Consider the following 26,221-nt stretch of genomic DNA (forward strand, 5'->3'; position numbering starts at 1 on the left):
GGTCCCGGTGATGTCAGTCCGGGAGGTGGCCGAGAGGCAACGGGTCTCCCCGACCTACGTGACGAGGTTGTGCAGGACGGGGGTGCTCTCGGCCACCAGGGCGGGGCGTGTGTGGCTCATCGACGCCAGGTCGGTGGCCGACTTTGAGGCCAAGAGGAGGCCGGTCGCATGACCAGCAAGACACCGTGGAACCGGGAACGAGAGCCGCAGCGTACCGACGCCAGTGGCAAGGCCGTCGACGAGAGCGGGCGACCTGCCCGCAGCGCGTTCGGTCGCGAGATCACGTGGACGGACATCGACGAGGCGATGAAGCCGCGCCCGGGTCACGTGCTGGACGAGGCGTTGGCCGGCGGCACGAGCCCGACCGAGCAGGACTTCCGGGATGTGGGGCTCAGCGAGTCCGACGCGAAGGCTGCCGCCACGGGCCTGTCGGGTGGTCGGTTCCTGTCGTTCGAGGACGCGTGTCTGTCCACCGCGATCTTCGGGCCGTCGAAGGCTGTGGGCCTCGACGAGACCAAGATGCGTGAGCGGGCCCGCCGGTTCGCCACGATCACGGGCGCCTGAGCCGGTGCGCTGGCCGCCGCTGGGCCGCCGCCGCGACCCGGACGCCCCGCGCACGGTGCGCGTGTCGTCCAAGCGCCTGATCGAGCTGCAGCGCGGCGCCCTGCGCGCAGCCGAGCTCGACGCCGAGCTGTCCGTCCGCCGCGTCGAGCAGGCCGACCTGGAGCGACGTGCCCGGGCTGAGGCGCTGGTCTCGTCCGCGACGGCCACGGGCCCGGTGCGGGCCTCGCACCCGCTGCTGCGCGCGCTGCTCGAGGACCTGCCCTACAGCGACGACCTGAGCCTGCACGAGCCGGCGTTCCGAGCGCTGCTGGAGTCCCGGCTGTGGGATGCCCGGCTCGGCGAGGCGATCACCACCACCGACACCCAGGAGAGCCGATGAGCACCACGACCGAGACCACCGACGACACCGGCACGACCATGCTGGACGCCGCGGTTGACCAGGCCCGCGCCGACGTCGAGGAGCAGCGCAGCCGACTGGCGCAGTGGGAGGCTAAGGCGGCCGCTGCGCAGCACGAGCTGGAGTCCATGCAGGACCGCGCCGGTGTCGAGCTGCTCGAGGACCCCGACGCCGAGGAGCACATCGCCACCACCATCGCGAAGCTCCAGGCACGCATCACCCTGGCCAGGAAGGCGATCACCGCGCAGCGGCCTCGGATCGTGCACGCCGAGTCGGCCTACCTGGCCGCGGAGGCCGACCGGCTCGAGGCGCCGCTGGTCGAGGTCCAGGCACGGATCGAGGCGCACGAGGCGAAGACGGCCAAGCTGCTGGCTCAGCTCGAGGCCCACGACGGGCCGTACGTCACCGAGAAGCGACTGGTGCAGGAGCAGCGCTCGCAGAACGTGGTGTGGGCCGAGGGGCCGCCGGTGATGCGACCCCCGAAGAGTGAGCGGATGCGCGCCGAGGCGCTGGCCGGGCGCCGGCAGGTGCAGGTACTGCGTGAGCTGGCCGCCGGCCGGGACCCCCGCCCGATGATCAACGGCTGGATCGGTGTCTCGAAGGCCGACGTCTACCCCGAGTGCGTGCAGGGCCCCGATGCGCTGGTGCACACCCCGGCCTATCTGGACTCGGTGACGGCGCTGCGTGAGCGCATCGAGGAGCTGGAGCAGGCCCGCGACGTCGAGCTGCCTGGACGCCTGGCCGAGCACGAGCGGACGGCGGCGATCGAGGACCCCCAGTCCCAGGACACCTACGTCGGCGCGCAGCTGCGCCACCGGCTCGCCAGCATCGACGGCGAGCTCGTGCAGGCCCGCGCGGACCTCGCCGCGCTGACCGGCTCCGAGGCCTGAGCCACCCGCGCAGCAGCGCCTGAGAGGAGCCCTCGATGACCAGCACCGTCCGGTCCGTGACCGTCCGCATGGAGGCGGACGTCGCGAAGTACATCGCCGACATGAAGGCTGCGGGTCGGGCGACCGACCAGGCGTTCCGCCAGGTCGACCTCAAGCAGGTCGACACCCGACTGAAGTCGATCGACGCCTCGACCAAGTCGATGGCCACCTCCATGCGCAACGGCAGCGTGCAGGTCCGCACGCTCGACACCGACGTCCGCACCCTGGGCCGCGGGCTCACCGACGTGGAGAAGATCAGCACCCGCACCTCCGCGTCGATCGACCAGCTGTCCGGTCGGCTGCGGATCGGCCTGGACCTGCTGGCGATGTTCGGGCCCGCCTCGGTCCCGATCGGTGCCGTGGCCGTGCCGGCGCTCGCCGGGCTGACCTCCCAGCTGGGGTTCAGCGTCCTCGCCGCCGGCGGCGCCGTCCTGGCCTTCCAGGGCGTCGGTGACGCGCTCGAGGCCATCGAGAAGGCCCGCCTCGACCCCACCGTGGAGAACCTCGAGGCCGCCCGCGACGCGATGCGCGACCTGGGCCCCGACGCTGGCAGCTTCGTGGGGCACCTGCAGGAGCTGAGCGACGAGGTCACCGAGCTGCGCCTCGCCGGCGCCGCCGGGCTGATGCCCGGGCTCGACACCGTCCTGAGCGCCTTCGAGACCCGGCTCCCCGAGCTCAAGGCCATCATCAGCGAGGTCACCGACGCCACCGGTGACGCCCTGGCCGGCGGCGCAGCCTCCGTCGCCGGGGAGCGGTGGGACGACTTCTTCGGGTTCCTCGAGGACAACGCCCGCGAGAACATCGACGGGCTCGCCGACTCCGTCGGCAACCTCGGCCACGGCCTCTCCGAACTGTGGATGGCGTTCTCCCCGCTCGAGAGCGACTTCATCGACTGGACCCGCGACGCCACCGAGTCCTTCGACGACTGGGCGACCCGCCTGGACCAGACCGAGGGGTTCGAGGACTTCCTCGACTACGTCGCCGCGACCGGCCCCCAGGTCGCTGACACCCTGGGGGCCCTGGGCAGCGCCGCCGTCGACCTCGTGCAGGCCGCGGCCCCGCTCGGTGGCCCCTCGCTGCAGGCCATCGAGGGCATCGCGGAGGCGTTCTCGCTGATCGCGGACTCCGACGCCGGCACCGTGCTCCTCGCTGCCGCCGCCGGGATGGCGACCTTCAACCGGGCCAACGCGATCTGGATGAAGACCAAGGGGTCCACCCCGATCCAGGCCAACATCGTCACCCCCATCCGGGACATGCGCGCCGCCGCCCCCGGCATCGGCCAGGTCGGCACCTACTTCGCGTCCATGGGTCAGAGCGCCCAGTTCGCCTCGAAGCAGACCCTCGCCGCGCGTGCCGCTGTGGGCGGCTTCGCGCGCACCGCAGCCCCCACCCTCTTCAAGTCCGCGGCCCTCGGCGGCGGCCTGGCGCTGGCCATGTCCGGGGTCAGCGACTCCATGGGCCTGTCCAACGCCACCAGCCTGGCCCTCATGGGCTCCATCGCCGGCCCCTGGGGTGCCGCGATCGGTGGCGGCATCGGCCTGGCGATGGACTTCGCTGCCGCGCAGGAGCGGATGGCCGAGGAGACCCGGGCCACTGACGAGGCCATCGAATCGCAGTCGGTCACTGCGATGCGAGCTCGTTGGCGCGAGCTGCGTGAAGAGGTCTCGGAGATGGCCGACATCAAGCCGTGGGAGTTCTGGAAGTCGATCCCCGCTGCGATGGGCAACGAGCCCAACGAGAAGGTCGAGCAGCTCAACAGGCTCTCGGCCGCACTCCGGGGCGTCGAGATGGACACCGACTGGGAGGCCGACGCGCGCCGCGCCGGTGGCGGCATCGAGGACTTCCTCCTCGGTCCGCTCGGTGAGTCCGCGGACGCCTTCCGCCTCGCGTCCCTGGGCGCCGGTGACTTCTCCGCGCAGCTGCAGCGTCTCAGCGACGTGCTCGGCAACCGGGGGAAGTGGCGTGCGTTCCAGGCCGCGATCGACGACGCCCGGGCCTCGCTCGAGGAGAACGGCCGGACCCTGGACCGCACCACCGAGAAGGGCCGCGCGAACGAGGCCGCTCTCGACGGGATCGCTGCGACCGCGCTGGCCGCGTCGGAGTCGCTGAAGGGCATGAAGCGGGTCGAGTTCCTGGCGGGGGCGCGCAAGCAGTTCATCGACGTAGCCAAGGGCATGGGGATGGCCGCAGACGACGCGCAGGCGCTGGCCGACAAGCTCGGGCTGATCGGGAACCAGAAGCCGAAGGTGAAGGTCGACGCCGACACCAAGAACGCCGACCGGAAGCTCGACAAGACCAAGAACAAGGCCGACCGCCTCGGCTGGCTGGTTCCGCAGCCACGCGTCGACGCGAAGACCGACGAGGCCGACGGCGCCTTCGCTGACCTGTACCGGGCCGGGATGCGAGTCGACGGGATGCGCCCCAACCCGAAGGTCACCGTCGACGCCGCCGGAGCCTACGGACCCATCGCGGGCGTGCAGAGCGCCCTGAACAACCTGCGCGACAAGACGGTCTACATCCGCACCGTCAGCCTCCGCACCGGCCCGGGCGGCCAGGGCAACGGCTACGCACCCTCCGCCCGTGGCAACCTGTTCCCCTCGGTCACCGCCTACGCCATGGGCGGCATCGACCGGCCGGACCGCCACCTTCCCGAGGTCGCCACCGGCGGCCCCGTCCGAGTCTGGGCCGAGCCCGAGACCGGCGGCGAGGCCTACATCCCCCTGGCCAACGACGACCGCCGCTCCCGCGCCAAGAGCATCGCCGAGGAAGTCGTGGGCCAGTTCGGCGGCCAGGTCTCCTGGTACGCCCGCGGCGGCGTCTACCGCTCCAGCGGCGAGATCGCCGCCACCAGCGGCGGACGCTCGGTCGGGGCCTTGCGACAGGCACTGCAGGGGATGTCCATCGGTGGCCACCTCAGCCTCGACGCCGACGGCCGCGGCGGCACCCTCGACGCTCGCATCGAACGGGTCTCGTCCGGCGTCGTACGCCGCGAGCTCGACGCCGACGCAGCGTTCGACGACATGGTCACCGGGCGCTGAGCAGAACGCAGGCCCTCAGCGCCGCCTCCGGCGCACGAGCAACCAGACGACCACCACGCACACCATAGTGCCGGCCACGGGCATGACCACACGCCAGGCGGCCGGCAGACCGGGCCACGCCGGCACGAGGATGCCGCCGAGCAAGCCCAGGAACGCGACGACGAAGGTTCCTACCTGCAGCCCGCGGCTGTGGCGGTGCTCCTCGAGTAGCTGACTGGTGTGGTCCGCAGATCGGCGCATCGCTGACAGCATCTGCTCGTGCCGCTCTGCCTCAAGGGTTGCTCGCTGTAGCCCGTACTCGGCGAGGGCGGCTTCGGCTTCCTCTTGTTCCCGTGCGAGTTCTTCGCGCTGCTCGACCAGCTCTCGCTGCCAGTCGGCATACCCCTCCATCGCAGAGAGCGGCTGGCGGTGCTTCACCAAGTCGTCGATCTGTGGCGTCCGCTGATCTCCAGACACGAGGTTCCGCTGGGTCAGGCCCGGCATGCCGAGACCGAGGCGGAGGTCGAGACGGGGGTTCGCCGCTTGGTCGATTTGTTCGCTGATGGCTCGGTAGCTTGCGGTCTGGTCGGTGATCTGACGCAAGATCTCGGCGGCGGGTTTCGCTTCTCCCCGGATCGCAGCCAGCCGTCGCGCAGCCAATGGGGGGATCGCGATGCCCTCTTGGTCGTCGTCGAAAATGACCTGTTGGGCTGCGGGCTCGTCCTTGCCGGCGACGGCGCCAGGTTCCTCGGTCATGGGGCAAGAGTAGGGCTCACCGGCGACACCTACCTGCAGATAGATGGCTGAGGAACTTCCACGTTTCAGGACGTCGCAGACCCGCACGGGACTAGGGTCCGGGCCATGCGCTTTACCTTCCTGGTCCCGCTGCTATCTGTCACCCTGGCTGCTTGCGGTGGCGGAGGCGGCGAGGCGCAAGATGAGTCAGCGTCGACGCCCCCCGCCTCGGCGACCCCAACCCCGTCCGTCACTGCCAGCGAGTCGCCGACAGCCTCAGAGTCGGTAGACCCCTACGCACCGAACATCGGGAACCGAGCCCTCAAGGTTGGGCAGGCCCGTGAGGGCGAAGGAGTCGTCACGCGGGTGACGGAGTACCGCGGGGCTATGCAGCATCCCAGCAACCCCTACATCGTGCCTGGCAAGGGGAATCGCTGGGTCGGCGCCAAGGTAGAACAGTGCGTGCGCAAGTCCTACGGACAACCCTCCGAGGTCGTCTCGATCTACTTCGCCGTGGGGGACAGGAGCGGCGGGCTCTACGAGGCCGAGTCGTCCTCATGGGACGACTGGCCGCCGCTGCCTCAGTACCCGATGATCGAGCGCCAGGTGCAGCCTGGCGACTGCGCTGTCGGATGGATGCTCTTTCAGGTGCCGGCGGCCACGAAGGTCGAGACGGTCCAGTTCGGCGACTTCTACGGGGACGGGTCCGTCATCGCAGAGTGGCAGGTGTAGCGACAACGGCACCGCTGATGCTGCTGGTCGCGTCGACGACCTGGGCGAACCGGACCGGGGTCATGCCGAGGCGTTCGAGGGCGTGGGTGTCGCGGGCGGCGGGGTAGCGGTAGTGCTTCGCTGCGAGCGTCAGCGCGGCCTTCTCGTTGTCGGTCATGGCCGGCACGGTGCCAGGGGCCACCGACAGCCTCTACGGCATCATCGTGACCATGAGCGACGGGGATCAGGACTGGTGGCGGACGCCGGTGGAGTACGGCGGGATGCAGCCGTTGTCGCCGCTTCGGATGAAGGAGCTGGCCGGCGGGGTGCTCGGGCGGCCGGCGTTGACGTCGGCGGGTGAGCGGGACATGGCGCGGGCGGTGCTGTGGCTCCTCGACGAGCTCGAGCAGGAGCGTGGTCACCCTGTGCCGGCTCCGAGGGGCTCGATCAGCATCGGGCCGCAGGTGTAGCTAGCCGGGCCGGGGTGGCTCGGCCCGTGGTCACTGTGACCGGTGTGGCTTCTGTGTCGGTAGGTTTCGCCACGGAGCGTCCCCGGCCCTACTCCCACATCCCCCCAGGGGTCGGGGGCGTTCCTTCTGCGTATCGCGTAGACGCCTTCTCCACGGCACAGGCGTCCGGCGGCTGGCAGGATGTTGCGATGACGCACTCATCGCTGTCGGAACGGATCGCCCGGATCGCCCGCAAGCTCCAGGACGCACACGATCCGCTGGAGACCATGCAGACCGCCGTAGACCTGGCGGCGGCAGAGGTCGATGGGTGCGACGGTGCGGCGCTCTCGATCGTGCACCGGCGCCGCCGGGTCGACACTCCTGCCGCCACTAGCGAGACGGCCCGCATCGCGGACCAGTTGCAGTACGAGCTGGGAGAGGGCCCGTGTCTGGACGCGATCTGGGAGGAGCGGCTCGTGCACAGCAGCGACCTGGCCACCGACCCACGCTGGCCGACGTGGGGACCGAAGGTCGCAGCAGAGACCGGTGCGCGCAGCATCATGTGCTTCCAGCTGTTCACCGAGGCCGACACCGTGGGGGCGTTGAACCTGTACTCGGAGCGGCGTGGCTCGTTCGACGCCGAGGACCGCGACTCCGGGGTCGCGCTGGCGGCGCACGTCGCGGTCGCTGTGCGCGCCGCTCAGCAGGTCCAGACGATGAGCGAGGGCCTTGAGTCGCGGACGGTGATCGGTCAGGCGCAGGGGATCTTGATGGAGCGGTTCGAGATCGACGAGGAGCACGCGTTCGCGTTGCTGTCGCGGTTGTCCCAGGACACCAACACCCGGCTCCGGTCGCTGGCCGACGAGATCGTCCGGACACGCCAGGTCCCCTCAGGCGACCCTGCCTGAGTAGGCACGGTGAGCACAGCGACCTCGATGTTGAGGGGCTGGTCGTGGTGCACCGGGAAGAAGGCAGACGGCGTAGCAGTATTTTCCGTCAGCGTCTCGAGTATCGAGTGTCTGTGGCCTGTGGTATAGGCCGCACCGGCTGACGCCCTCCAGGACTTGTCAACAACCTGCCCACATGTAATTCTCTACTCATTGCTCCCCACCGTTCTCCGGAACTGGTGGGGCTTTTACTTTGAGGCTGCCTTGGTTGAAGCACACGTAGTGGTGGACTACCAGAACATCCACTTGACCGCTCACGACCGGTTCTGCCCGGGCGGGGAGGCCAGGCACCTGTGCCTGATCCACCCGCTGCACTACGCCCTGCAGATCGTCGATCAGCGCAACCTGATCCTACGGCTCATGGCCGAGAAGTCTGGGAAGCCGTTTGTCCCCTGCACGCTCGGGACGGTGACCAGCTTCCGAGGTCAGCCCTCGAACCGCAGGGACCCAAACGGTTACCGCCGGAGTCAGGCGCAGCAATCGCACTGGACGAGGGACCCTCGTGCGCGAGTCCGGTACCGGGCGCTCAAGTACTACTCGCGCTCCGACGGTGGCTACGACATCAAAGAGAAGGGTGTCGACGTCCTAGTTGCGCTCGAGCTCGTGCAGCGTGCTGCGGCGGCGGAAGCGGAGCAGGCTGTCGTGATCCTGGCCGCCCATGACACCGACCAAGAGCCGGCCCTGGAACTGGCCAACCGCCTGGCCCCGGGTCGCATTGAGACCTCTGGTTGGCAGGACGAGAAGCGTCTCAAGATCCCCGGCGTCCAGATGTGGCACACCTACCTGGATCAGAACCGCTTCGAGCGGTGCATCGACCGCAAGGACTACACGTAGAGACAACCAAGACGCCCCGGCGTCCGCCCTTGTGAGGCGGACGCCGGGGCGTCGGTCGTGCGAGGCGTCAGACGTCGTACGTCGCGCCCCACACCTCCCACGGGGTCCGGTGCAGCACGTGCACGGCGAGCAGGTCGGCCGCACGCTCGGTCACTGATCCCTCGGCCCTGGCGCGCTTGATCGCCCGGTCCTCCCGGCTGTCACGCTGCACACCCAGAGCCACCGGGCCCCCGTACAGGTCCAGCAGAGCCAACAGCGGGCCGGCGGGGAGCCGACCAGGACGCGGGGGCGCCGTCACGGCGGTCATGACTCCGACTCCTGGTCGACGGCCGCGACGAGGGCCGCCAGCCTGGCGTGCCCTTCGGGGGTGGCGGTGGCGGCCAGGAAGGCCGCGAGCGCCTCGGGGGTCGCCTCGACGGTCACGGCCGACTGTCCCGGCCGGTCGCTTTCGAGCGCGATCAGGACGCCCTGGCCGCGGTCCTGCACGGGCCAGGCGTGCCAGCCGTCGCCGGGGGTGCCGGTGAGCTGCACGAGGTCGCCGGCGTGGAACTGGGCGTGGTCGCCGGGCTCGGTGTTGGTGCACCAGGTGTGGTCGGCGCAGGTGGTGGTGAGGGTGGTGGTCATGGGGGTGCCTTCCGGTTGAGACTCTGACCGCGTTCGGCATGGGCGCCGAGCGCGGGGTGGTGCTACATGCCGCGTCGGCGGCTGTGGTGCAGAGCGGGTCCTCCTTCCTGCGGGTCACGGGCGGCGAGGCCGCGCTGGCCGCGGATCAGGTCCTCGAGCTCGTCGACGCTGCGGCGGCAGGTCGGCGTCCACGCCGCCTCGGCCTGCTCACGAGGGGTCATCTGCTCGATGGCCTCGTCCGAGGCGACCAGTACGTCGGCCGCGGCCTCGATGCACTCCTGCTCGCGATGGGCCATCTCTTGGGTCAGGGGGCCGTGACCCCGGTGAACCTTCCCGAGGTGGTCAACGGACCAGTAGGCAGGGCCGCACGCCACGGGGGCAGTGTCCATATCGCGCATCCTCGCCGTCACCGCCGACGGTGGCGGGACCGGACACCGTCGAGGGCGGCGTGCACGAACGATGTGACCCCGTCGGCACTGCCCCGGTCGATGCCGTGGTGCGCGGCGACGGCGTACAGCTCGAGAGCCAGGGCCACGGCAGCGTCGACCAGGGCCGGCGGCATGGGCGTGGCGGCGTACAACGCCGAGCGCCGCACCGACGCCTCGATGACGTCGCGGTCGGCGGCGGTCAGGGCGTGGCGCTGACCGGGGGAGTGGAGCATGGCGACAGGGTCCTTTCGTGCGTGCACTTGTGTGTGCACACCGCTTGGCATGAGGCGAAACGGAACGTCATGGGGACCGGCCGGGCTGGCGATGCTTGCGCCTGGGCGACACCCATCGGCACCAGCCGAAACAGAGCGTCACGGGGGGCCGATCCCTGGGGGTCAAGGGGTCGCAGGTTCAAATCCTGTCAGCCCGACCGAACGACAACCGCCTCTGACCTGCTGAGACGCAGGTCAGAGGCGGTTCTCTTTTCTCCACGGCGGGGGTCTCGGCGCGGGTAGAGCCTGCGGCCTGCCCGTCGTACCCAGGAGCCCCCCCCCCCCCCATGCCTGATCAGCCCGACAGTGCCCCCGAGACCTTCGACGAGGCTGTCGCGCGCCACGTCGCGGGCTTCCGTGCCCGACGAGAGGGCTGGTCGACCACGGTGACCAGCCCCGTCGTCGACCGAGCCGCCCGCGAGGCGCGCGAGCGCACCGAGACGGTGATGAAGGTCGGGTTCCTGTGCTCCGCCTTCACCCCCGTCTTCGTGCTGCTGCCCTACTCGGGCATCTCGGTGGTGGTGGCGTGGGTGCTGGCCGGGCTCTGGTTCTTCGTGTGCTTCGTCGTCTTCGTCGTCCCCGCCTTCACGGCCACGACCAGCGAGGACGAGCCGTCGTGGGTCGACGTGCCCGACGACGCGGCCAGCGCCTACGAGGAGTTCCCGCGTGCCTTGTCCCGGCTGCGCGCCGGTGAGGCCGCCCCGGACGTCGTCGCGGCCGTCGAGGCGCAGCGACCGGTGCTCGACGCGACCCTGGTGCAGCTGGGCCGCCTGAGCAGCGAGAACGACCCGGGCTCGCCGCAGAGCGCCGCGCTGCGCGAGCGGATCGTGACCATCGTCGGCCAGGTCAAGGCGCTGGTCGACCTCGATGCGCGCCGCCAGGACCTGGCGCACGCCGCGCTGCTCGTCGACGGCTGCAGGACCCGTCGACGACACGTCTCGCCGAGGCGGCGCAGCTGGTCGTGGACGAGACCCGGTCCCTCGAGACCACCCTTGCCGCGCGCTCCAGCGAGGTCTGAGGGGAAGCTGCTGGCGGAGATGCTGGCGCCTGTGCGGGGAGCTTGAGCCGGAGCCCTCGACACAACGCGGCTGGTCCCGCGGCTCGACCGTGACTGTCGGTGGTCGCCTCTAGGGTCGAAGACATGACCATCAGCGACGAGCTGCCCGCCACGGCGGGCGAGTGTGTCGCGATGCTGGAGGAGCTCGAGGCGCTGAAGTCCCACCTCGCAGCCCGCCAGGCCAGGCTGACCGCGCACCTCGACGACCTGCAGCCCGACGCCTCAGACCGTTCGGTCGGTGCGCAGGTCGCGCTCGCGCGTCACGAGTCACCGCACCGTGGTGGCCGGTTGCTGGCGATGGCCTGCACCCTGGCCGACGACCTGCCTCACGTCCTGGCGGCTCTCGACGACGGGCTGATCAACGAGCACCGCGCCGAGATCCTCACCAGCGAGGCCGACCACGTCCACTCCGCCCTGCGCCCGGACTACGACACCGCCCTCGGTGAGCTCCTGGCCACCGGCGCCCCATTGGGGGATCGGGCGCTGCGCCTGGCCGCGCAACGCATCGCGATGCGCCTCGACGACCACGCCGCCACCCGCCGCCGCGAGCGCGCCCACCGCAACCGCCACCTCACCAGCTGGCGCCGAGACGACGGCACCACCCAGATCACCGCGATCGTCTCCGACGTCCACGCGTCCGCGATCATGCAGTCCCTGCACCAACGCGCAGCCCAGCTCAAGACCCAACCCGACGAAGAGCGCTCGACCGCCCAGATCGTGGCCGACCTGTTCGTCTCCCGCCTCACCGGCCAAACCACCGCCACCGCCACCCCGGTCGCGGTCAACCTCGTCGTCTCCGCCGAGACCCTCCTCGGCGAGGGGCCCGACGCCGACGAGCCCGCGGAGGTGGTGCCGATGTACGGCGGCGCCGGCGGACCCATCCCCGCCTCCGTCGCCCGCAAGCTCATCACCTGCGCCCCCGAGATGGGCACCCGCATCCGGCGCCTCTTCGCCGACACCGACCAGCTCGTCGCCATGGAATCCACCTCGCGGACCTTCGACGGACTGCTGCGCCAGTTCATTACTCTGCGCGACCGCACGTGTCGCACCCCGTGGTGCAACGCCGCCCTCGCCCAGCACGACCACATCACCCCCGACCACGCCGGCGGCCCCACCAGCACCCCCAACGGCCAAGGTCTCTGCACCGCCTGCAACCAGCTCAAGGAAGAACCCGGCTGGCACCACCGCGTCCTGCACCACTACGACCTCGACCCCCACGAAGTCCAGATCACCTCACCCGCCGGACAGACCATTCACTCCCGCGCCCCCGACCCTCCCGGCCTCATCCCACCCGAACCCACCTGGGTAGAGCAGTCACCCGGCCACTGGGTCCTCAGCGCCTGATCTCATGCGACCGGGTGAGTGCGTGTTGATCCGCCGCGCAGCTGGGTAAGGGGACGGCACACCTACGAGAGGAGAGATCGATGACGGACCGGAACGTGTCGTCGTCCCGCCACCAGGACCCCCGTCTCGGCGAGAGCGGCCCGAGCAGTGGTGACGTGCTGGCCCGGCGCCTGACCCAGGTGGTGGCGGGGGTGTTCATCGTCGTCGGGATCCTGGGCTTCATCCCGGGGGTCACGACCGACTACGACTCCCTCCAGCTCGCCGGCCACGAGAGCGAGGCCATGCTGCTGGGCATCTTCCAGGTCTCGGTGCTGCACAACGTCGTGCACCTGCTCTTCGGCGTAGTCGGCCTCCTGATGTCGGCGCGGGGGGTGATGGCGGCGGCGTACCTGATCGGCGGCGGCGCGGTCTACCTCGTGCTGTGGGTCTACGGACTCGTCGTCGGCCAGGAGGACCAGGCGAACTTCGTGCCGCTCAACACGGCCGACAACTGGCTCCACCTGGGCCTGGGCGTCGGGATGATCGCGCTCGGCCTGGTGGCTCTGCGTGCCGTGCGGGGCGCGATCGGCTCGCAGACGCCGATGTGAGCGCCCGTCCTCGGCCGGTGCCGGTGGCGATCCTCAGCGCAGCAGCGAGGGCGCGGCCGGCACCGGCCCGGGACCCCTCGTCCCGGGGCCGTCCTGGGTGCCGCTGTCGGACTGCAGGAGCCCGATGACCAGGAAGGTGCCGCCGACGATGACGACGAAGGTGACGATCACCAGGGCGATGACCTGGGGACGGGACATGTCGGTTCCTTTCTCGCGGAAGAGACCCTGAGGAGCAGGCGCCGGGCGTGGCCGGCCCGCAACGCCGTACCCCTTGGCTCGACCCAGCATGCCCGGCAGCCGCGGACGGGTGGGGACAGCCACGGCCTCGGGTGTGAGGGTGGGGGCATGGAGCAGCCCCACCCCCGCAGCCACGAGGAGTCCGTCCGGGTCGAGGCCCCACCGGAGGCGGTCTACGACCTCGTCTCCGACATCACGCGCACGGGGGAGTGGAGCCCCGTGTGCACCGCCTGCTGGTGGGACGACGAGGACCGGGCGGGCCGGGTCGGCGCCTGGTTCACCGGGCGCAACCAGACCCCGGAGCGCACCTGGGAGACCCGGTCGGTGGTGGTGGCCGCCGAGCGTGGCCGCGAGTTCGCCTGGCTGGTCGGCGACGGGTTCGTGCGCTGGGGCTTCCGGCTCGAGCCCGACGGCGACGCCACCACGCTGACCGAGTCGTGGGAGTTCCTGCCGGCCGGGATCGCGATGTTCGAGCAGAAGTTCGGCGACGACGCCTCCGCCCAGATCGCCGATCGCACCCAGCAGGCGCTGGACGGCATCCCGCGCACCCTCGCCGCGCTCAAGCGGATCGCGGAGGGCTGACGCCGCGGGTCCCTCAGGCCAGCACCCACGCGGCAACGAAGCCTCCGATCAGCAGCACCAGGGCGATGGCGGTGGCAGGCACGGCGCCCCGGCGGAAGCCCGGCACCCGCACGCTGCCGTAGGCGAGCCCGCCGAGTCCGGCCAGGAGGACCGCCAGCACCAACCATGGGAAGGTGCGCTCGGGCTCCAGGGCCTCGGAGTCCAGCAGCGAGATGAACGTGGCCAGGATGCCGGCGCCCAGCCAGGGCACCACCAGCAGCCCGAGGCCGCAGACCCAGCCGAGCGCCACGGTTGAGCTCTCGTCGGCCGTCCTCGTCCCTGGTCGTCTCGAGGTCATCGCTGGGACTCCCGTCTCTTCGGTGGACCACCAGCCTGCGGCCCGGGAGCGCGCGGAGGTAGGGACGGCGGTCGGGTCGCCCGGGGCCTTCGGCCCTACCCGCCCAGGTCGCCACCACCTGTAGTGGGCAGGGACGAGGGGAGTGGGCTGATGAGGCGACCACCTGGACAGGGAACCGAGCACAGCGCGACGCACGAGTCGGCGGCGCTGTGACCTGGGACGTGGTCGCCGGGGTCGACGGCTCAGGACGCAGCCTGCGTGCGGTGATGTGGGCCGCCCACGACGCCGCGCTGCGCGGGCGCTCGCTTCGGCTCGTGCACGCCCTACCCCGTTGGGAGGGGGACTTCCCGTTCTTCCCGCCCGGTCGGTTCGAGGAGGCCGAGCGGCACGGCCGGGCCGCGGTCGAGGACGCAGCCGCACTGGTCCGCGAGACCTACCCCCACCTCGAGATCGCGTCCGACCTCGTGAAGGGCACGCCCGCCCAGGTGCTCCTCGCGGAGGGCCGCGAGGCCCACAGCGTGGTGCTGGGTGCCCAGGGCGAGAACGTCGGGAACATGCTGATGGGCTCCACCACGATGCAGGTCGTGGGGCATGCGACCTGCCCGGTCGCGGTCGTCGCGCACGCCTCGGTCGGGCACCACCGGGTGGTCGTCGGCACCGACGGATCCGCCACGTCGGTCCGAGCCCTCGAGCACGCGTTCCGGGAGGCGTCGCTGCGCCGAGCCCGGCTGCGCGTGGTCAGCGCGATCGGCCTGCCGCAGGGCTGGCCACGCCATCTGCTCCGACCGCTCCCGCCCGACGACGAGGAGGTCGCCGCCCGGCGCCAGGGCGTGGAGATGCAGATCGCCGCTCTGCGACAACAGCACCCCGACGTCACCGTCGAGGTCCACGTGCACCGGCGCGACCCGGTCGCGGTGCTCGCCGACGCCTCGCACAAGGCCGACCTCATGGTGGTCGGCTCCCGCGGCCGCGGCGGCTTCCACGGACTGGCGGTGGGCTCGGTGACCCACGCCCTCCTGCACTTCGTCGGCTGCCCCACGGTGGTCATCCGTCCCGAGCCGGAGGTGTGACGTGTCGGGGCAAGCCCAGATGCCCGCCGTCCCCGCCACAGCAAGGTGCAGTGTGCGCTGCGGCACATCCACCACCGGCGGGGAATGAACTCGCCGCGCACCGGGTTCGGCCCCGCGTGCGAGGACCGGTGAACGAGGGCGAGCTGCTGACGCGGCGCATCGTCATCGACCTCGAGCGCCGCCAGTGCGCCGACTGTCGCAGCTGACTGAGCCCCCACCCTCCTTCGGTCCCCTGGTCGACGGCGCACGCCGCCGGCCGCTGCGAAAGGCACTGCGCCGTGAGCTCCACCCTGCCCGCTCCTGCCCCCACCCCCACCCGCAGACTGCGGATGCCCTCCTTCGGCGTCCAGGTCCTGATCGGGCTCGTCCTGGGCGTCGCCCTCGGCATGCTCGCCCGGTCGATGGGCCCCGACGGCGTCGACGCCGCCGGCGCGGTCGACCCCAACTGGCTGACCCTGACCCTCACCACGATCGGCAGCACCTTCGTCACGCTGCTCAAGGCGGTCGTGCCGGCACTGGTCTTCCTGGCGATCGTCGCCTCGATCGCCAACCTCCGCGACGTCGCCGGCGCCGCCCGCCTGGCCTGGAAGACACTGGCCTGGTTCGCCGGCACCGCGCTGGTCGCCGTCTCGATCGGCATCACGCTCGGGCTGGTGCTCCAGCCGGGCTCACGCACCAGCGTGCCGGCCGACGCGGCCGCCGCCCCCGAGAGCAGCGGCTCCTGGCTCGACTTCCTCAACGGGCTCGTGCCCGCCAACGTGCTGGGTCTCCAGGCGTCCGCCGGCGACGACGGCAGCGTCGCGCTGTCCTTCAACGTCCTGCAGATCCTGGTGCTGGCCATCGCCGTCGGCATCGCCACGCTCAAGGTCGGCGAGGCCGCCGAGCCGTTCATGGTCGTGGTGCGCTCCGCGCTGGCCGTGGTGCAGAAGGTGCTCTGGTGGATCATCCTGCTCGCGCCGATCGCCACGGTCGGCCTGCTCGGCAAGGCGGTCGCGACGTACGGCTGGGACGCGTTGGGCTCGCTGGGCGTCTTCACCGGCGCCATCTACGCGGGGCTCCTGCTGGTGCTGCTCGTGGTCTACCCGGTGCTGCTGCGCGTCAACGGGCTCTCGGTGCGCCAGTTTTTCTCCGGCGCGTGGCCGGCCATCTCGCTGGCCTTCGTCTCCCGCTCCTCGGTCGGCACGATGCCGGTCACCGAGTCGGTCACCGAGCGCAACCTGGGCGTCCCGCGCGCCTACTCCTCCTTCGCGGTGCCGCTCGGGGCGACCACCAAGATGGACGGCTGCGCCTCGATCTACCCGGCGATCTCCGCGATCTTCGTGGCGCAGTTCTTCGGCGTCGACCTCGCGATCACCGACTACCTGCTGATCGTGGTGGTCTCGGTCATCGGCTCGGCCGCGACGGCCGGCGTCACGGGCGCCACCGTGATGCTCACGCTGACCCTGTCGACCCTGGGCCTGCCGCTCGAGGGAGTCGGCCTGCTGCTGGCCATCGACCCGATCCTCGACATGGGCCGCACCGCGGTCAACGTCACCGGCCAGGCACTGGTGCCGACCCTGGTGGCCAAGCGTGAGGGCATCCTCGACCAGCAGGTGTACGACGCCCCGCGCAGCGGCGGCTGGGTCCGCGACGACGCGCTCGAGGCGACCCCGCAGGCGGCCACCGCGTCGACCGGCCCGTCGCTGGAGCCGCTGGCACGCGTCTGAGCCACGCGCCGGGCCCCGTCACCTGCTGCGGCGGGCTCGGCGGGGCTCGGTGTCGTCGCTGCCGACCAGGCCCCCGCCGCTGACCACCCAGTTGGTCTCCTGGGCCAGGGACGGCGGGGCCTCGTCGAGGTCGTGCGAGGGGGTGCCGGTCGCCCCGCCGCGGTCGGTCAGGGGGCGGTCGGCACGACGGACGGTCGTGCGCGCGACACGACGGGCGGTCGCGCGCACCTTGGCGGTGAGGCGGGTCGGCATGCGGCTCCTCCTGTCGTCTGGCTGGTCAGGGGTTCCGTACCCGGACCACCCCCGCGCCACGCGTGTGGGTGGTCACACCGCTCAGCCCTCGCGGGACTGGCAGGCCGGGCAGCGGAACCCGTGGCGCCCCGCGGCGGTGAAGCGCTCGACCGGGCCGCCGCAGCGTGGGCACCGAGCGCCGTCGTCGCGTCGGTGCAGCAACCAGCCGCGTGGGAAGTCGCGGACCCCTCCCTCGACCGCCCGCTCGAGCACCCGGCGCAGCTGGCGGTGCAGGCGCTGCGCCTCGCCGCGCGAGACCTCCGCAGCCGGGGCCCGTGGGTCGAGGCGGGCCTGGAAGAGGACCTCGTCGCTGTAGATGTTCCCCAGGCCGGCGATGCGGCCCTGGTCCATCAGCGTCGGCTTCAGCGCCCCGCGGCTCCGGGCCAGCACCTCCCGCAGGCCCGCCAGGTCGAGGTCGAGCGCGTCCGGCCCGAGGCCCCGCTGCGCGACGTCGTCGTCGGCGCTGTCCACGAGCCCGACCTCGCCCAGCTTGCGCTGGTCGACCAGCAGCAGCCGCCGCCCGCGCGAGAGCGCCAGGACGACCCGCGTGTGGCGGGGCGGCTCGTCGTGGTCGGCCACGGTGGTGAGGTACCCGGTCATCCCGAAGTGCAGCCGCAGCGGCGGGCCGTCGCCCAGGCCGACGTACAGCTGCTTGCCGTGCCGGCGGGTGCCGCTCACCCGGCTTCCGGCCAGGGCCCTGTCGAGCTCGGCCCGGGTGGTCGCGAGGACCTCGCCGTCGAGCACGTCGACCCCCTCGATCCGTCGATCGGTCGTGGCCTCGACGAGGCGACGGCGGAAGACCTCGACGTCGGGCAGCTCCGGCATGCCCGCCAGGTACCCCGCCCGGGCCTCGCCCACACGCATGACTGCCGCGCCCACCGGGTACCAGGAGCGCGACCACCAGACGACAAGGCGGCCGGCGACGACGTGAGGGAGGCCGGATGAGTGACGAGGTCGAGGTGGCGGGCGTCCGGGTGACGAAGCCCGACAAGGTGCTCGTGCCCGGCGCAGGAGATGCTCCGGAGGTCACCAAGCTCGACCTGGCGCGCTACCACGAGGCGATCGCCGACCTGGTGCTGCCGCACCTGCGGGACCGGCCCATCTCGATGCAGCGCTTCCCCGACGGGCTCGACGGGCCGTCGTTCTACGAGAAGAAGGTGCCCTCGCACTTCCCCGACTCCGTGCGCACGGTCGAGGTCGCCACGGGGGAGGGGCCCCAGCGCCAGGTCGTGGTCGCCGACACCAGGACGTTGGTCTACCTGGCCCAGCAGGCATGCCTGACCCCGCACGCGTGGCTGAGCAGGACCGACCGGCTCGAGCGTCCCGACCAGCTGGTCTTCGACCTCGACCCCTCGGTGCCGGGCCTGGCCGCGGTACGGCGGGCCACCGCCCTGGTGGGCGAGCTGCTCGACGACCTCGGGCTCACCTCCGTCGTGAAGACCAGCGGGTCGCGCGGCTACCACGTGGTGGTGCCGCTGCGCCGGCTGCAGGACTTCGACGAGGTGCGCGACTTCGCCCGGCAGGTCGCGCAGGTGCTGGTCGAGCGCGAGCCCGACCTGCTCACGCTCGAGGCCCGCAAGGACCGGCGGGGCGACCGGGTGCTCGTCGACATCATGCGCAACGGCTACGGACAGACGCTCGTGCCGCCGTACGCCGTGCGCGCCCGGCCCGGCGCCCCGGTCTCGGCCCCGATCACCTGGGCCGAGCTGGGCAGCGTCGAGCCCGACCAGGTGCACCTGCACGACCTCGACCGGCGCCTGCAGCGCTGCGGCGACCCGTGGGCCGAGCTGCCGCGGGGCCAGGGCCTCGGCGGGGCCCGTCGTCGGCTGGCCCGAGAGTCGTAGATCTCAGGACGGATCGGCCTCGAGGTCCTCGTTGGTGCGTCCACTGAGCACCGACTCGTTCTGGGTCGAGGTCGGGCGGCGACGGCGGTCGGCCCCCTCGTCGTCGACCTTCACCAGCATCCAGGCCCCGTCGTCGCCGCCCATCCGGGTGTGGGTCAGGGCGAAGGCGCCGCTCAGCTTGTCGCCGTGCAGGCGAACCTTGAGGTGTCCGGCGTCCAGGGCGTCCTTGGCGGCTCGAGGCCGGCCGTCCTCCTCGGTGAGGTTCTCGTAGGTCCCGGTGTCCCACACCACGACGGTGCCGGCGCCGTAGCCCTCGTCGATGCGGCCCTCGAAGTCCGTGTAGTCCAGCGGGTGGTCCTCGGTGCGCCGAGCCAGGCGCTTGTCGGAGGGGTCGACCGACGGCCCCTTGGGCACCGCCCAGGAGACCAGGACGCCCTCGATCTCGAGCCGCAGGTCGAAGTGCAGGCTCGAGGCGTCGTGGCGCTGCACCACGAAGACGGGCGGGCGGCCCGAGCCGGCGGGCCCGCTGCTCCCCGCCGGCTCCGGGCTGGTGCTGGAACGCCTGTCCCGGTACTCCTCGAGCCTGTCCTGCCCCATGCAGGCCCTGTACCCGCCGAGCCGGCGCACGATGCCTCGCGACCTCCGGGGATCCGGCTCCAGGGCCGGTGACCACGGTGCATGCTGGTGGCATGACGACGACGCGCACGACTCGTTCCTCCGCGCTCCTGGCCGCGGCCGTGCTCAGCCTGCCCCTGGGGCTGGGGGCCTGCGGCTCGGGCGACGTGGAGGCCTACTGCGCCGAGCTCGCCGACTCGCGCGAGCAGTTCGAGGCGATCGACTCCGGCGGCGAGGTCAGCTTCGGCGAGCTCATCGACGTCTTCGACCAGCTCGGCGACGCGGCCCCGGACGAGGTCTCCGAGCAGTGGGCCACCCTCAACGAGGGCACCGACGAGCTGCAGGACCGGCTGGACGAGGCCGACATCGACGTCGACGAGCTCGACCGGATGATCAGCGGCGACATCGACGAGGACGTCGACCTGGAGAAGCTGGAGGAGGTCGGCGCGGCTCTCGAGGGCTTCGGCGGTCAGGAGTACGAGGAGGCCGCCGACGAGATCGCCGAGCACGCCGAGGCGGAGTGCGACATCACCCTGGAGTGACGGCTCAGGCGCGGTAGGCGTCGGTCGGCACCACCACGGCCCTCCCCGAGACCGTGCCGTGGGCCAGGTCGCGGTAGGCCTGGGCCGCGTCGTCGAGGGTGTAGAGCGTGGTGTGCGACCTCAGCAGCCCCCGGGCCCCGAGGTCGAGCACGTCGACGAGCTCGCGCCGGTTGCCCCAGTACGTCGACTGCACGCTGGCCTCGTAGGGGAGCCCGAAGAAGGAGACCGGCAGCGTCCCGCCGCCGAGGCCCACGATGGTCAGGTCCCCGAGCTGGCGCAGGCAGGCCGCGCCGGCAGCCAGGGTCTCGTCGGAGCCGACCATGTCGAGCACGACGTCGACGCCGATCCCCCCGGTGGACTCGCGCACCTCGGCGACCAGGTCGTCACCGGGCGCGAGCGCGAGGTCGGCACCGCACTCGAGGGCCAGGTCGCGGGCCGAGCCGCGCGGGTCGACCGCGACGACCCGGGCCGCGGTGGTCGCCCGGAGCGCCTGCACGCACAGGTGGCCCAGCCCGCCGATCCCGATCACCAGCGCCGTGGCGGTCGGGCCGAGCTTGCCCCAGGAGCGGCGTACGGCGTGGTAGGGCGTCAGGCCGGCGTCGGTGAGCGGGGCCGCCTCGGCGGGGTCGAGACCCTCCGGCAGCGGGACCAGGTGCCGCGCCGACGGCACCAGGAGGTACTCCGCCATGCCGCCGTCGAGGCCCAGGCCCCCACCGCCGCCCGGCACGGGTGCCAGGTCGGGTCGCTCGCAGTAGGTCTCGAGCCCGTCGAGGCAGCGTCGGCAGGTGCCGCAGCCCCAGGCGCCGACGACCGCCACCGGCTGGCCGGGCTCGAGCCCACGGACGCCGCTGCCCACCGTGTGCACCCACCCGGCGTTCTCGTGGCCGAGCGTGAAGGGCGGCCCCCAGGGCAGCGCCCCTGCCTCGAACTCGTGCATCAGGTGCAGGTCGGAGTGGCAGGCGCCGGCTCCTCCCACCTGCACCAGGACCTCGTCGGGGCCCGGCTCGGGCACCGGCACCTCCTCGAGCTGGGGCTCGCTGTGCCAGTCCAGCAGTCGTAGCGCGTGCATCCCGGTCCTCCCGTGCGTCTCGTCCGTGCCCACCAACCTTCCGCGAGGGGCCGGCGGCCCCCAGGGGCCAAGGCACACGCAGCCGCGGACCTTGGTCCCTGGGAAGCGCACCTGGCCTCGGTGAGGCTGGAGCCCGGACCACGACGGTCCGGACCCAGGAGGCCCCGATGAACCAGCCCGACCCCCGCCCGGTCGTCGTCGCCCTGGGCGACCAGCCGGCCGAGGCCGCGCTCGCCTTCGCCGTCGACGAGGCCCGACGGCACGGGTGCGGCGTGCACGTCCTGCACGTCGTGCACGCCCTGCCCCAGGGACCCGAGATGGTGCTGGTGCAGGCGGTCGACGTCGAGGCCGTCGGCCGGCAGAGCCTGCGCGAGGCCCTCGAGCACTGCCGCGACCTCGCCGGGGAGGGGACCCCGGTGACCGGACGGCTGCTGCTCGGGACCGTCGTGCACGAGCTCGTCGACGCGGTCGCCGACCTCGAGGCCGCCCGGGTGGTGGTGCTGCAGCACCGTGACCTCTCGCGCGTACGCCGCCTGGTGTCGCGCTCGACGACCAGCGGGCTGGCGGCGCGGCTGCACGTGCCGCTCGTGTCGGTGCCCGCGGGCTGGGCCGGCAGCCCCGGCGGCAGTGGCACCGCGCTGGTGACCGCGGGCGTGGACGTGCCGGAGCGCAGCGACGCCGTGCTGCGCGCGGCCGTCGGGGCGGCCCGGGCGAGGGGCGCCCGCCTGGAGCTGGTGCATGCGTGGTCGCTGCCCGGCTTCCACGACGACCCCTCGCTCGCGCGGGTGCACGGGGAGAGCCTGGCCGTGCAGGAGGCCGAGGAGATCCGCAAGCGCCTCGCCGAGCTCGACCTCGACCTCGAAGGCGTCGACGTCGAGGTGCGCACGCCCGAGGCACCGGCCGCCGAGCGGCTGGTCGAGGCCAGCCGAGCCTCGAGCCTGCTGGTGCTGGGCAAGCACGATCCGAGGATCCCTCTGGGCTCCCACGTGGGCCCGGTGGCCGGTGCCGTGCTCCGCGAGGCGGCCTGCCCGGTGCTGCTCGTCGACCCGCACCAGCCGGGCTGAGGAGGAGTCGTGGACGAGACGAACCCGCCGCCCGTCGTCGTGGCGGTCGGTGGTGACGGTGTCGGCCGGGCCGCCCTCGCGTTCGCCGTGGACGAGGCGGTGCGGGCGGGCTGCGGCGTCCACCTGCTGCACGTCGCGCCCGCCTTCGTGCACGGCCCCGACAGCATCCTGGTCACCTCGCCCGAGGTGCAGGAGCGTGGCCGCCGGGTGCTCAACGAGGCGTTGGAGGTGGCGAGGCAGGTGGTGCCGTCCGGGACCACCTTGACCTCCGACCTCGGGGTCGGGCCGGTCGTGGAGTCGTTGCGCGAGGCGACCCGGGGGGCCCGGATGGTCGTCGTCGAGCACCGTGACCTCTCGCGCGTGCACCGGCTGGTGTCCCGCTCGGTGACCAACGGTCTCGGCGCCCACCTGCGGGTGCCGGTCGTCGGGGTCCCGGCCGCGTGGCGCCCGGGACGTGGTCCCGGCCAGGAGCCGCGGGTCACCGTCGGCGTCGACGTGCCGGTGCGCTCCGAGCGGGTGCTGCGCACCGCGGTCGCCGAGGCAGCCGGACGGGGCGCGAGCCTGCACGCCCTGCACGCCTGGCGGCTGACCGGGATGTACGACGGGGGAGTCAGCACCCAGGAGCAGGTGCAGGACCTGGCCCAGCGGGCCGCCGACGAGATCCGCCACGCCCTCGGGATCGCCGGTGTCGACGCGCTGGACGTCGAGGCCACGGTGGAGACCCGACGCGGCTCGCCCGCCGAGGCGCTGGTCGAGGCCAGCGGCGCCTCCGACCTGTTGGTGGTGGGCCGTCACGACCCGCTGGTGCCGCTCGGCTCCCACCTCGGTCCGGTGGCCCGCGGGGTGCTGCACGAGGCCCGCTGCCCGGTGCTGCTCGTCGACCCGCACGATCCTCCCGGCACGGACGAGGCCGACGGCGGTGACCATCGCCGTGGCAGGGTCGAGACGTGATCCTTCTCGCCTCGCTCGTCCTGCTGCTGGTCGGGGGTGCCGTCGGCTTCGCCGCCGGCAGGGCCGGTGCGCCGCGGTCGCCCGACATGGGCATCGACCCGACCACGGCGGTGCGTCGCCGCGACGCCTTCATCGAGCACCTGCGCGAGCTCGCCTGGCGCGACCGCGACGTCGCTCCCGAGCTGTCCACCGTGGTGCTCGACGAGATCCGCCGCTTCAGCGCCGACCCCGACGGCTGGGACCCCCGCTCGCTGGGCTGAGGGACTGCGGGGACTCCCGCTGGCTAGGGTGCAGCGGTGACCCGCTCCGAGAAGTTCACCTTTCCCGGCTCCAGTGGCCACGACCTCGCCGGGCGGCTCGACCTGCCCGAGCAGGAACCGCGCGCACTGGCGCTCTTCGCGCACTGCTTCACCTGCGGCAAGGACGTGGTGGCGGCGTCGCGGATCAGCCGGCGCCTGGTCGAGCGCGGGTTCGGGGTGCTCCGCTTCGACTTCACCGGTCTGGGTGGCAGCGACGGCGAGTTCGCCAACACCGACTTCACCTCCAACGTGGAGGACCTCGTCGCGGCCGCGGCGGCGCTCGAGGAGCACCACGCGGCGCCCGCACTGCTGATCGGGCACAGCCTCGGCGGGGCGGCGGTGGTCGCGGCCGCGGCGCGCATCGAGTCGGTCACCGCGGTGGCCACCATCGGCGCGCCCGCCGACCCCGGCCACGTCGCCGGGGTCTTCGACGACGACGACCGGGCCCGCATCCGCCGCGAGGGCCGGGCCGAGGTGGTCCTGGCGGGGCGCCGCTTCACGATCGGCGCGGGCCTGCTCGAGGACGTCGCGACCCAGCGGCTCGAGGCCGCGCTCGGCGGGCTGGAGCGGGCGCTGCTGGTGCTGCACGCCCCCGGTGACCAGCAGGTCGGCATCGAGAACGCCCGGCAGCTCTACGAGTGGGCGCGCCACCCCAAGAGCTTCGTGACCCTCGACGGCGCCGACCACCTGCTCACCGCTCCACGCGACGCCGAGTACGTCGCCGACGTGCTCTCGGTGTGGGCTTCGCGCTACCTGCCCGAGCGGGCCCCCGCCACGGCGCAGGACCCCGAGCACCCCGAGGTGCCCGACGAGAGCGCCGGCTCGGTGCTGGTCGAGGAGACCCACGAGGGGAGCCTGGTCCAGTCGGTGCAGGCGGGGCGGCACACCTGGCGGGCCGACGAGCCACTCGGCGTGGGGGACGACACCGGCCCGACGCCCTACGACCTGCTGCTCTCGGCGCTGGGCACCTGCACGTCGATGACGCTGCGGATGTACGCCGACCGCAAGCAGCTGGCTCTCGAGCACGTCGCGGTGCGCCTGTCCCACCGCCGCAACCACCCCGACGACTGCGCCGCGGTCGAGGTCGGCGACGACGGGGCCGGCGGGCACTGCCGGGTGGAGGCGATCCACCGCGAGATCACCCTGGTCGGCGACCTCGACGACGCCGAGCGCGAGCGGTTGCTGCAGATCGCCGACCGGTGCCCGGTGCACCGCACGCTCACCGCGGACGTCCGCATCGTGAGCGCTCTGGCTCCTAGGTCTTAACTCCGCCCGAGTTAACCCATATGCTGAACTCATGGTGGTCCTGGTCACGCTGATCGGCGACATGGTCGGATCCCGCGACCTGCCGGACCGCGCCGGCGTGCAGCGCCGGCTCGCCGAGACGCTCGACGAGGTCACCGCCCTGCTCGAGCCCGCCCAACGCCTCGAGACCACGGTCGGCGACGAGTTCCAGGGTGCCTTCCACGACGTCGGCACCGCCACGATGGCGGCCCTGCTGGTGCGGCTCGCGCTGCTGCCCGAGGTCGACGTGCGCTGCGGGCTGGGTCACGGCGAGGTGACCGTGCACGACGCCGGCCGCTCGCCGCTGCTGCAGGACGGGCCGGGCTGGTGGGCGGCCCGGGCCGCGCTGGAGGAGCTCGCCCGTCCGCGCCGCTCCGCGGCCCGCACCTGGTACGAGGGCCCCGACCGGGGCGGCGTCAACGCCTTCCTGCTGACCCGCGACGCGCTGGTCGACCGGCTCGGCGAGCGCGGGCTGCGCCTGCTCGCCGCCTCCCTGCGCGGGGCCACCCAGAGCGACATCGCCGTCAGCGAGGGGATCTCGCGCTCGGCGGTCAGCCAGCAGTTCGCCCGGGGTGTCGGTGCGGTGCGCGATGCTCAGGCCCTGATGGCCCCGACGCGGGCCGCGGGAGAGGACGACGCGTGACCTTGGCCCTGCTCGGCACCTGGCTGGCCGCCGTGGGTGCCGGCGACCTCGTGCGGGCGGCGTACGACGTCGTCTCGCCGCGGCGAGCCGCCGTCTGCATCGGCGCGGGCCTGGGCGTGCTGCTCGCCGGCCTGCTGCTCCTCGACCTCGACGCCGCGCGCCTGGTGCTGCTGCTCGTGCTGCTCGGCTCGCTGCAGGCGGTGTGGCTGCTCGGCTCGGTGCTGGCGGTCGGGCCCGACCGCACAGGCCCGTGGCGCGACCGCGCCCGCTCGCTGGCCCTGCTGGCGCTCGGCGGCGGCACCGTGGCCGCCGTGCTCGGCGCCGCCCTGCTGACCACCGAGCCCACGCTGCCGACCCGCCTGGCCGGCACCGTCCTGGGTCGCTGGCCCCTCTCCGACGTGCTGGTCGCCTCCGGGGTGGTGCTGGCCCAGCTGGCCACCGCCAACGTGGTGGTGCGCCTGGTGCTCGACGCCGTCGGGGTGCCGGCCACCTCCAACGAGAAGCAGCTCAAGGGCGGGCGCGTGCTCGGCCCGATGGAGCGGCTGTTCATCGTGGGGCTCGGCGCCGTCGGCGAGCTGACCGCCGCCGCGGTGGTGATCGCCGCCAAGGGCCTCCTGCGCTTCCCCGAGCTGCAGCGGGCCCAGCAGCGGCTGCCGCCCGCCGGCCCCAGCGACGTGACCGAGTACTTCCTCGTCGGCAGCTTCGCCAGCTGGCTCGTCGCCCTCGGGGGCGCCGCGCTGATCCACCTCGCCTGACCACCGCGCCCGACCCGTCTCGCCCCACCCCCAGGAG

The 26,221-nt window shown here is 72.5% G+C and carries 35 protein-coding genes; 23 read left to right on the top strand and 12 right to left on the bottom strand.

Going from position 1 to position 26,221, the window contains the following annotated elements; translation table 11 throughout:
* Positions 1-10 precede the first annotated feature (10 nt).
* Genes QWJ41_RS22055 through QWJ41_RS14870 form a run of 5 tightly spaced genes read left to right on the top strand, consistent with a single transcriptional unit; the run spans position 11 to position 4,928 of the window.
* Positions 11-172: a helix-turn-helix domain-containing protein gene (locus tag QWJ41_RS22055; RefSeq protein WP_369292733.1), complete on the top strand. Its 162-nt coding sequence runs from the start codon at positions 11-13 to the stop codon at positions 170-172.
* Positions 169-564 (top strand): hypothetical protein, encoded by a 396-nt coding sequence (locus QWJ41_RS14855; protein ID WP_302709184.1) that lies wholly within the window; start codon positions 169-171, stop codon positions 562-564. Before QWJ41_RS22055 ends, QWJ41_RS14855 begins: the two co-directional genes overlap by 4 nt.
* A 4-nt stretch (positions 565-568) precedes the next feature.
* Complete coding sequence (locus QWJ41_RS14860; protein ID WP_302709185.1) at positions 569-943, top strand: hypothetical protein; 375 nt, start codon at positions 569-571, stop codon at positions 941-943.
* Complete coding sequence (locus tag QWJ41_RS14865; protein WP_302709186.1) at positions 940-1,851, top strand: hypothetical protein; 912 nt, start codon at positions 940-942, stop codon at positions 1,849-1,851. Before QWJ41_RS14860 ends, QWJ41_RS14865 begins: the two co-directional genes overlap by 4 nt.
* Before the next feature lie 35 nt (positions 1,852-1,886).
* On the top strand, positions 1,887-4,928 hold the full coding sequence (locus QWJ41_RS14870; RefSeq protein WP_302709187.1) for a hypothetical protein: 3,042 nt from the start codon (positions 1,887-1,889) through the stop codon (positions 4,926-4,928).
* 15 nt (positions 4,929-4,943) lie between these two features.
* Here QWJ41_RS14870 and QWJ41_RS14875 read toward each other — a convergent pair whose 3' ends face one another.
* Positions 4,944-5,663 carry a hypothetical protein gene (locus tag QWJ41_RS14875; RefSeq protein WP_302709188.1) on the bottom strand — a complete coding sequence of 240 codons (720 nt, stop codon included), beginning with the start codon at positions 5,661-5,663 and terminating at the stop codon, positions 4,944-4,946.
* 366 nt (positions 5,664-6,029) lie between these two features.
* On the opposite strand from QWJ41_RS14875, the gene QWJ41_RS14880 reads away from it, so the two are divergent.
* Complete coding sequence (locus QWJ41_RS14880; RefSeq protein ID WP_302709189.1) at positions 6,030-6,374, top strand: hypothetical protein; 345 nt, start codon at positions 6,030-6,032, stop codon at positions 6,372-6,374.
* Here QWJ41_RS14880 and QWJ41_RS14885 read toward each other — a convergent pair.
* The gene (locus QWJ41_RS14885) at positions 6,352-6,531 is read right to left on the bottom strand and encodes a DUF3263 domain-containing protein (RefSeq protein WP_302709190.1); all 180 of its coding nucleotides are present in this window, start codon (positions 6,529-6,531) and stop codon (positions 6,352-6,354) included. The two genes, QWJ41_RS14880 and QWJ41_RS14885, sit on opposite strands and share 23 nt — an antisense overlap.
* 52 nt (positions 6,532-6,583) lie before the next feature.
* Here QWJ41_RS14885 and QWJ41_RS14890 point away from each other — a divergent pair, with 52 nt between their 5' ends.
* The 3 genes from QWJ41_RS14890 (at position 6,584) to QWJ41_RS14900 (ending at position 8,583) form a co-directional block, all read left to right on the top strand.
* Positions 6,584-6,823: a hypothetical protein gene (locus QWJ41_RS14890; protein ID WP_302709191.1), complete on the top strand. Its 240-nt coding sequence runs from the start codon at positions 6,584-6,586 to the stop codon at positions 6,821-6,823.
* Between the two features lie 188 nt (positions 6,824-7,011).
* The gene (locus tag QWJ41_RS14895; RefSeq protein WP_302709192.1) at positions 7,012-7,710 is read left to right on the top strand and encodes a GAF and ANTAR domain-containing protein; all 699 of its coding nucleotides are present in this window, start codon (positions 7,012-7,014) and stop codon (positions 7,708-7,710) included.
* A gap of 264 nt (positions 7,711-7,974) precedes the next feature.
* Positions 7,975-8,583, top strand: coding sequence for a hypothetical protein (locus tag QWJ41_RS14900; protein ID WP_302709193.1), 609 nt, complete (start codon positions 7,975-7,977; stop codon positions 8,581-8,583).
* 67 nt (positions 8,584-8,650) lie between these two features.
* Here QWJ41_RS14900 and QWJ41_RS14905 read toward each other — a convergent pair whose 3' ends face one another.
* The 4 genes from QWJ41_RS14905 to QWJ41_RS14920 all read right to left on the bottom strand — a co-directional run bounded on the left by QWJ41_RS14905 (position 8,651) and on the right by QWJ41_RS14920 (position 9,868).
* Positions 8,651-8,890, bottom strand: coding sequence for a hypothetical protein (locus QWJ41_RS14905; RefSeq protein WP_302709194.1), 240 nt, complete (start codon positions 8,888-8,890; stop codon positions 8,651-8,653).
* Positions 8,887-9,207 carry a hypothetical protein gene (locus QWJ41_RS14910; protein ID WP_302709195.1) on the bottom strand — a complete coding sequence of 107 codons (321 nt, stop codon included), beginning with the start codon at positions 9,205-9,207 and terminating at the stop codon, positions 8,887-8,889. Before QWJ41_RS14910 ends, QWJ41_RS14905 begins: the two co-directional genes overlap by 4 nt.
* Positions 9,208-9,269: 62 nt before the next feature.
* On the bottom strand, positions 9,270-9,503 hold the full coding sequence (locus QWJ41_RS14915) for a hypothetical protein (protein WP_302709196.1): 234 nt from the start codon (positions 9,501-9,503) through the stop codon (positions 9,270-9,272).
* 110 nt (positions 9,504-9,613) lie between these two features.
* On the bottom strand, positions 9,614-9,868 hold the full coding sequence (locus QWJ41_RS14920) for a hypothetical protein (protein ID WP_302709197.1): 255 nt from the start codon (positions 9,866-9,868) through the stop codon (positions 9,614-9,616).
* A 326-nt stretch (positions 9,869-10,194) separates the two neighbouring features.
* Between QWJ41_RS14920 and QWJ41_RS14925 the strand changes: the two genes are divergently transcribed.
* The 3 genes from QWJ41_RS14925 to QWJ41_RS14935 all read left to right on the top strand — a co-directional run bounded on the left by QWJ41_RS14925 (position 10,195) and on the right by QWJ41_RS14935 (position 12,895).
* Entirely contained in the window at positions 10,195-10,971 is a 777-nt protein-coding gene (locus QWJ41_RS14925) for a hypothetical protein (RefSeq protein ID WP_302709198.1), read from the top strand.
* Between the two features lie 77 nt (positions 10,972-11,048).
* Entirely contained in the window at positions 11,049-12,308 is a 1,260-nt protein-coding gene (locus QWJ41_RS14930; RefSeq protein ID WP_302709199.1) for an HNH endonuclease, read from the top strand.
* An 80-nt stretch (positions 12,309-12,388) separates the two neighbouring features.
* Positions 12,389-12,895 (top strand): DUF4383 domain-containing protein, encoded by a 507-nt coding sequence (locus QWJ41_RS14935; RefSeq protein ID WP_302709200.1) that lies wholly within the window; start codon positions 12,389-12,391, stop codon positions 12,893-12,895.
* A 33-nt stretch (positions 12,896-12,928) separates the two neighbouring features.
* On the opposite strand, the gene QWJ41_RS14940 is transcribed toward QWJ41_RS14935, so the two are convergent.
* Positions 12,929-13,093 carry a hypothetical protein gene (locus tag QWJ41_RS14940; protein ID WP_302709201.1) on the bottom strand — a complete coding sequence of 55 codons (165 nt, stop codon included), beginning with the start codon at positions 13,091-13,093 and terminating at the stop codon, positions 12,929-12,931.
* 147 nt (positions 13,094-13,240) lie between these two features.
* Between QWJ41_RS14940 and QWJ41_RS14945 the strand changes: the two genes are divergently transcribed.
* Positions 13,241-13,714: an SRPBCC family protein gene (locus QWJ41_RS14945; protein ID WP_302709202.1), complete on the top strand. Its 474-nt coding sequence runs from the start codon at positions 13,241-13,243 to the stop codon at positions 13,712-13,714.
* A 13-nt stretch (positions 13,715-13,727) separates the two neighbouring features.
* On the opposite strand, the gene QWJ41_RS14950 is transcribed toward QWJ41_RS14945, so the two are convergent.
* On the bottom strand, positions 13,728-14,003 hold the full coding sequence (locus QWJ41_RS14950) for a hypothetical protein (protein ID WP_302709203.1): 276 nt from the start codon (positions 14,001-14,003) through the stop codon (positions 13,728-13,730).
* Between the two features lie 257 nt (positions 14,004-14,260).
* On the opposite strand from QWJ41_RS14950, the gene QWJ41_RS14955 reads away from it, so the two are divergent.
* Together QWJ41_RS14955 and QWJ41_RS14960 are read left to right on the top strand one after the other, a co-directional pair.
* On the top strand, positions 14,261-15,121 hold the full coding sequence (locus tag QWJ41_RS14955) for a universal stress protein (RefSeq protein WP_302709204.1): 861 nt from the start codon (positions 14,261-14,263) through the stop codon (positions 15,119-15,121).
* 278 nt (positions 15,122-15,399) lie between these two features.
* Positions 15,400-16,827, top strand: a complete 1,428-nt coding sequence (locus QWJ41_RS14960) for a dicarboxylate/amino acid:cation symporter (RefSeq protein ID WP_302709205.1) — start codon at positions 15,400-15,402, stop codon at positions 16,825-16,827.
* An 18-nt stretch (positions 16,828-16,845) separates the two neighbouring features.
* On the opposite strand, the gene QWJ41_RS14965 is transcribed toward QWJ41_RS14960, so the two are convergent.
* Both QWJ41_RS14965 and QWJ41_RS14970 read right to left on the bottom strand, forming a co-directional pair.
* Entirely contained in the window at positions 16,846-17,079 is a 234-nt protein-coding gene (locus tag QWJ41_RS14965; protein WP_302709206.1) for a hypothetical protein, read from the bottom strand.
* Positions 17,080-17,160: 81 nt separating this feature from the next.
* A complete protein-coding gene (locus tag QWJ41_RS14970; RefSeq protein ID WP_302709207.1) occupies positions 17,161-17,943 on the bottom strand; it encodes an Fpg/Nei family DNA glycosylase in 783 nt (260 codons plus the stop codon).
* 116 nt (positions 17,944-18,059) lie between these two features.
* Between QWJ41_RS14970 and ligD the strand changes: the two genes are divergently transcribed.
* Positions 18,060-18,962: a non-homologous end-joining DNA ligase gene (gene ligD / locus QWJ41_RS14975; protein ID WP_302709208.1), complete on the top strand. Its 903-nt coding sequence runs from the start codon at positions 18,060-18,062 to the stop codon at positions 18,960-18,962.
* A gap of 3 nt (positions 18,963-18,965) precedes the next feature.
* On the opposite strand, the gene QWJ41_RS14980 is transcribed toward ligD, so the two are convergent.
* Positions 18,966-19,559: a DNA polymerase ligase N-terminal domain-containing protein gene (locus QWJ41_RS14980; RefSeq protein ID WP_302709209.1), complete on the bottom strand. Its 594-nt coding sequence runs from the start codon at positions 19,557-19,559 to the stop codon at positions 18,966-18,968.
* 92 nt (positions 19,560-19,651) lie between these two features.
* Here QWJ41_RS14980 and QWJ41_RS14985 point away from each other — a divergent pair, with 92 nt between their 5' ends.
* Entirely contained in the window at positions 19,652-20,119 is a 468-nt protein-coding gene (locus tag QWJ41_RS14985; protein ID WP_302709210.1) for a hypothetical protein, read from the top strand.
* A 4-nt stretch (positions 20,120-20,123) separates the two neighbouring features.
* On the opposite strand, the gene QWJ41_RS14990 is transcribed toward QWJ41_RS14985, so the two are convergent.
* Positions 20,124-21,188, bottom strand: a complete 1,065-nt coding sequence (locus tag QWJ41_RS14990) for an NAD(P)-dependent alcohol dehydrogenase (RefSeq protein WP_302709211.1) — start codon at positions 21,186-21,188, stop codon at positions 20,124-20,126.
* Positions 21,189-21,355: 167 nt separating this feature from the next.
* Between QWJ41_RS14990 and QWJ41_RS14995 the strand changes: the two genes are divergently transcribed.
* Genes QWJ41_RS14995 through QWJ41_RS15020 form a run of 6 tightly spaced genes read left to right on the top strand, consistent with a single transcriptional unit; the run spans position 21,356 to position 26,184 of the window.
* Entirely contained in the window at positions 21,356-22,252 is an 897-nt protein-coding gene (locus tag QWJ41_RS14995; RefSeq protein WP_302709212.1) for a universal stress protein, read from the top strand.
* Between the two features lie 9 nt (positions 22,253-22,261).
* The gene (locus tag QWJ41_RS15000; protein WP_302709213.1) at positions 22,262-23,203 is read left to right on the top strand and encodes a universal stress protein; all 942 of its coding nucleotides are present in this window, start codon (positions 22,262-22,264) and stop codon (positions 23,201-23,203) included.
* Positions 23,200-23,463, top strand: a complete 264-nt coding sequence (locus tag QWJ41_RS15005) for a hypothetical protein (RefSeq protein ID WP_302709214.1) — start codon at positions 23,200-23,202, stop codon at positions 23,461-23,463. The genes QWJ41_RS15000 and QWJ41_RS15005 overlap by 4 nt, the downstream gene beginning before the upstream one ends.
* Before the next feature lie 36 nt (positions 23,464-23,499).
* A complete protein-coding gene (locus QWJ41_RS15010; protein ID WP_302709215.1) occupies positions 23,500-24,768 on the top strand; it encodes a bifunctional alpha/beta hydrolase/OsmC family protein in 1,269 nt (422 codons plus the stop codon).
* A gap of 31 nt (positions 24,769-24,799) precedes the next feature.
* Positions 24,800-25,429 (top strand): SatD family protein, encoded by a 630-nt coding sequence (locus QWJ41_RS15015; RefSeq protein ID WP_302709216.1) that lies wholly within the window; start codon positions 24,800-24,802, stop codon positions 25,427-25,429.
* The gene (locus QWJ41_RS15020; RefSeq protein WP_302709217.1) at positions 25,426-26,184 is read left to right on the top strand and encodes a hypothetical protein; all 759 of its coding nucleotides are present in this window, start codon (positions 25,426-25,428) and stop codon (positions 26,182-26,184) included. Before QWJ41_RS15015 ends, QWJ41_RS15020 begins: the two co-directional genes overlap by 4 nt.
* Positions 26,185-26,221: the final 37 nt, after the last annotated feature.

The sequence above is a fragment of the Nocardioides cremeus genome (assembly GCF_030518195.1).
In the GTDB taxonomy this organism is placed as follows: Bacteria; Actinomycetota; Actinomycetes; order Propionibacteriales; family Nocardioidaceae; genus Nocardioides; species Nocardioides cremeus.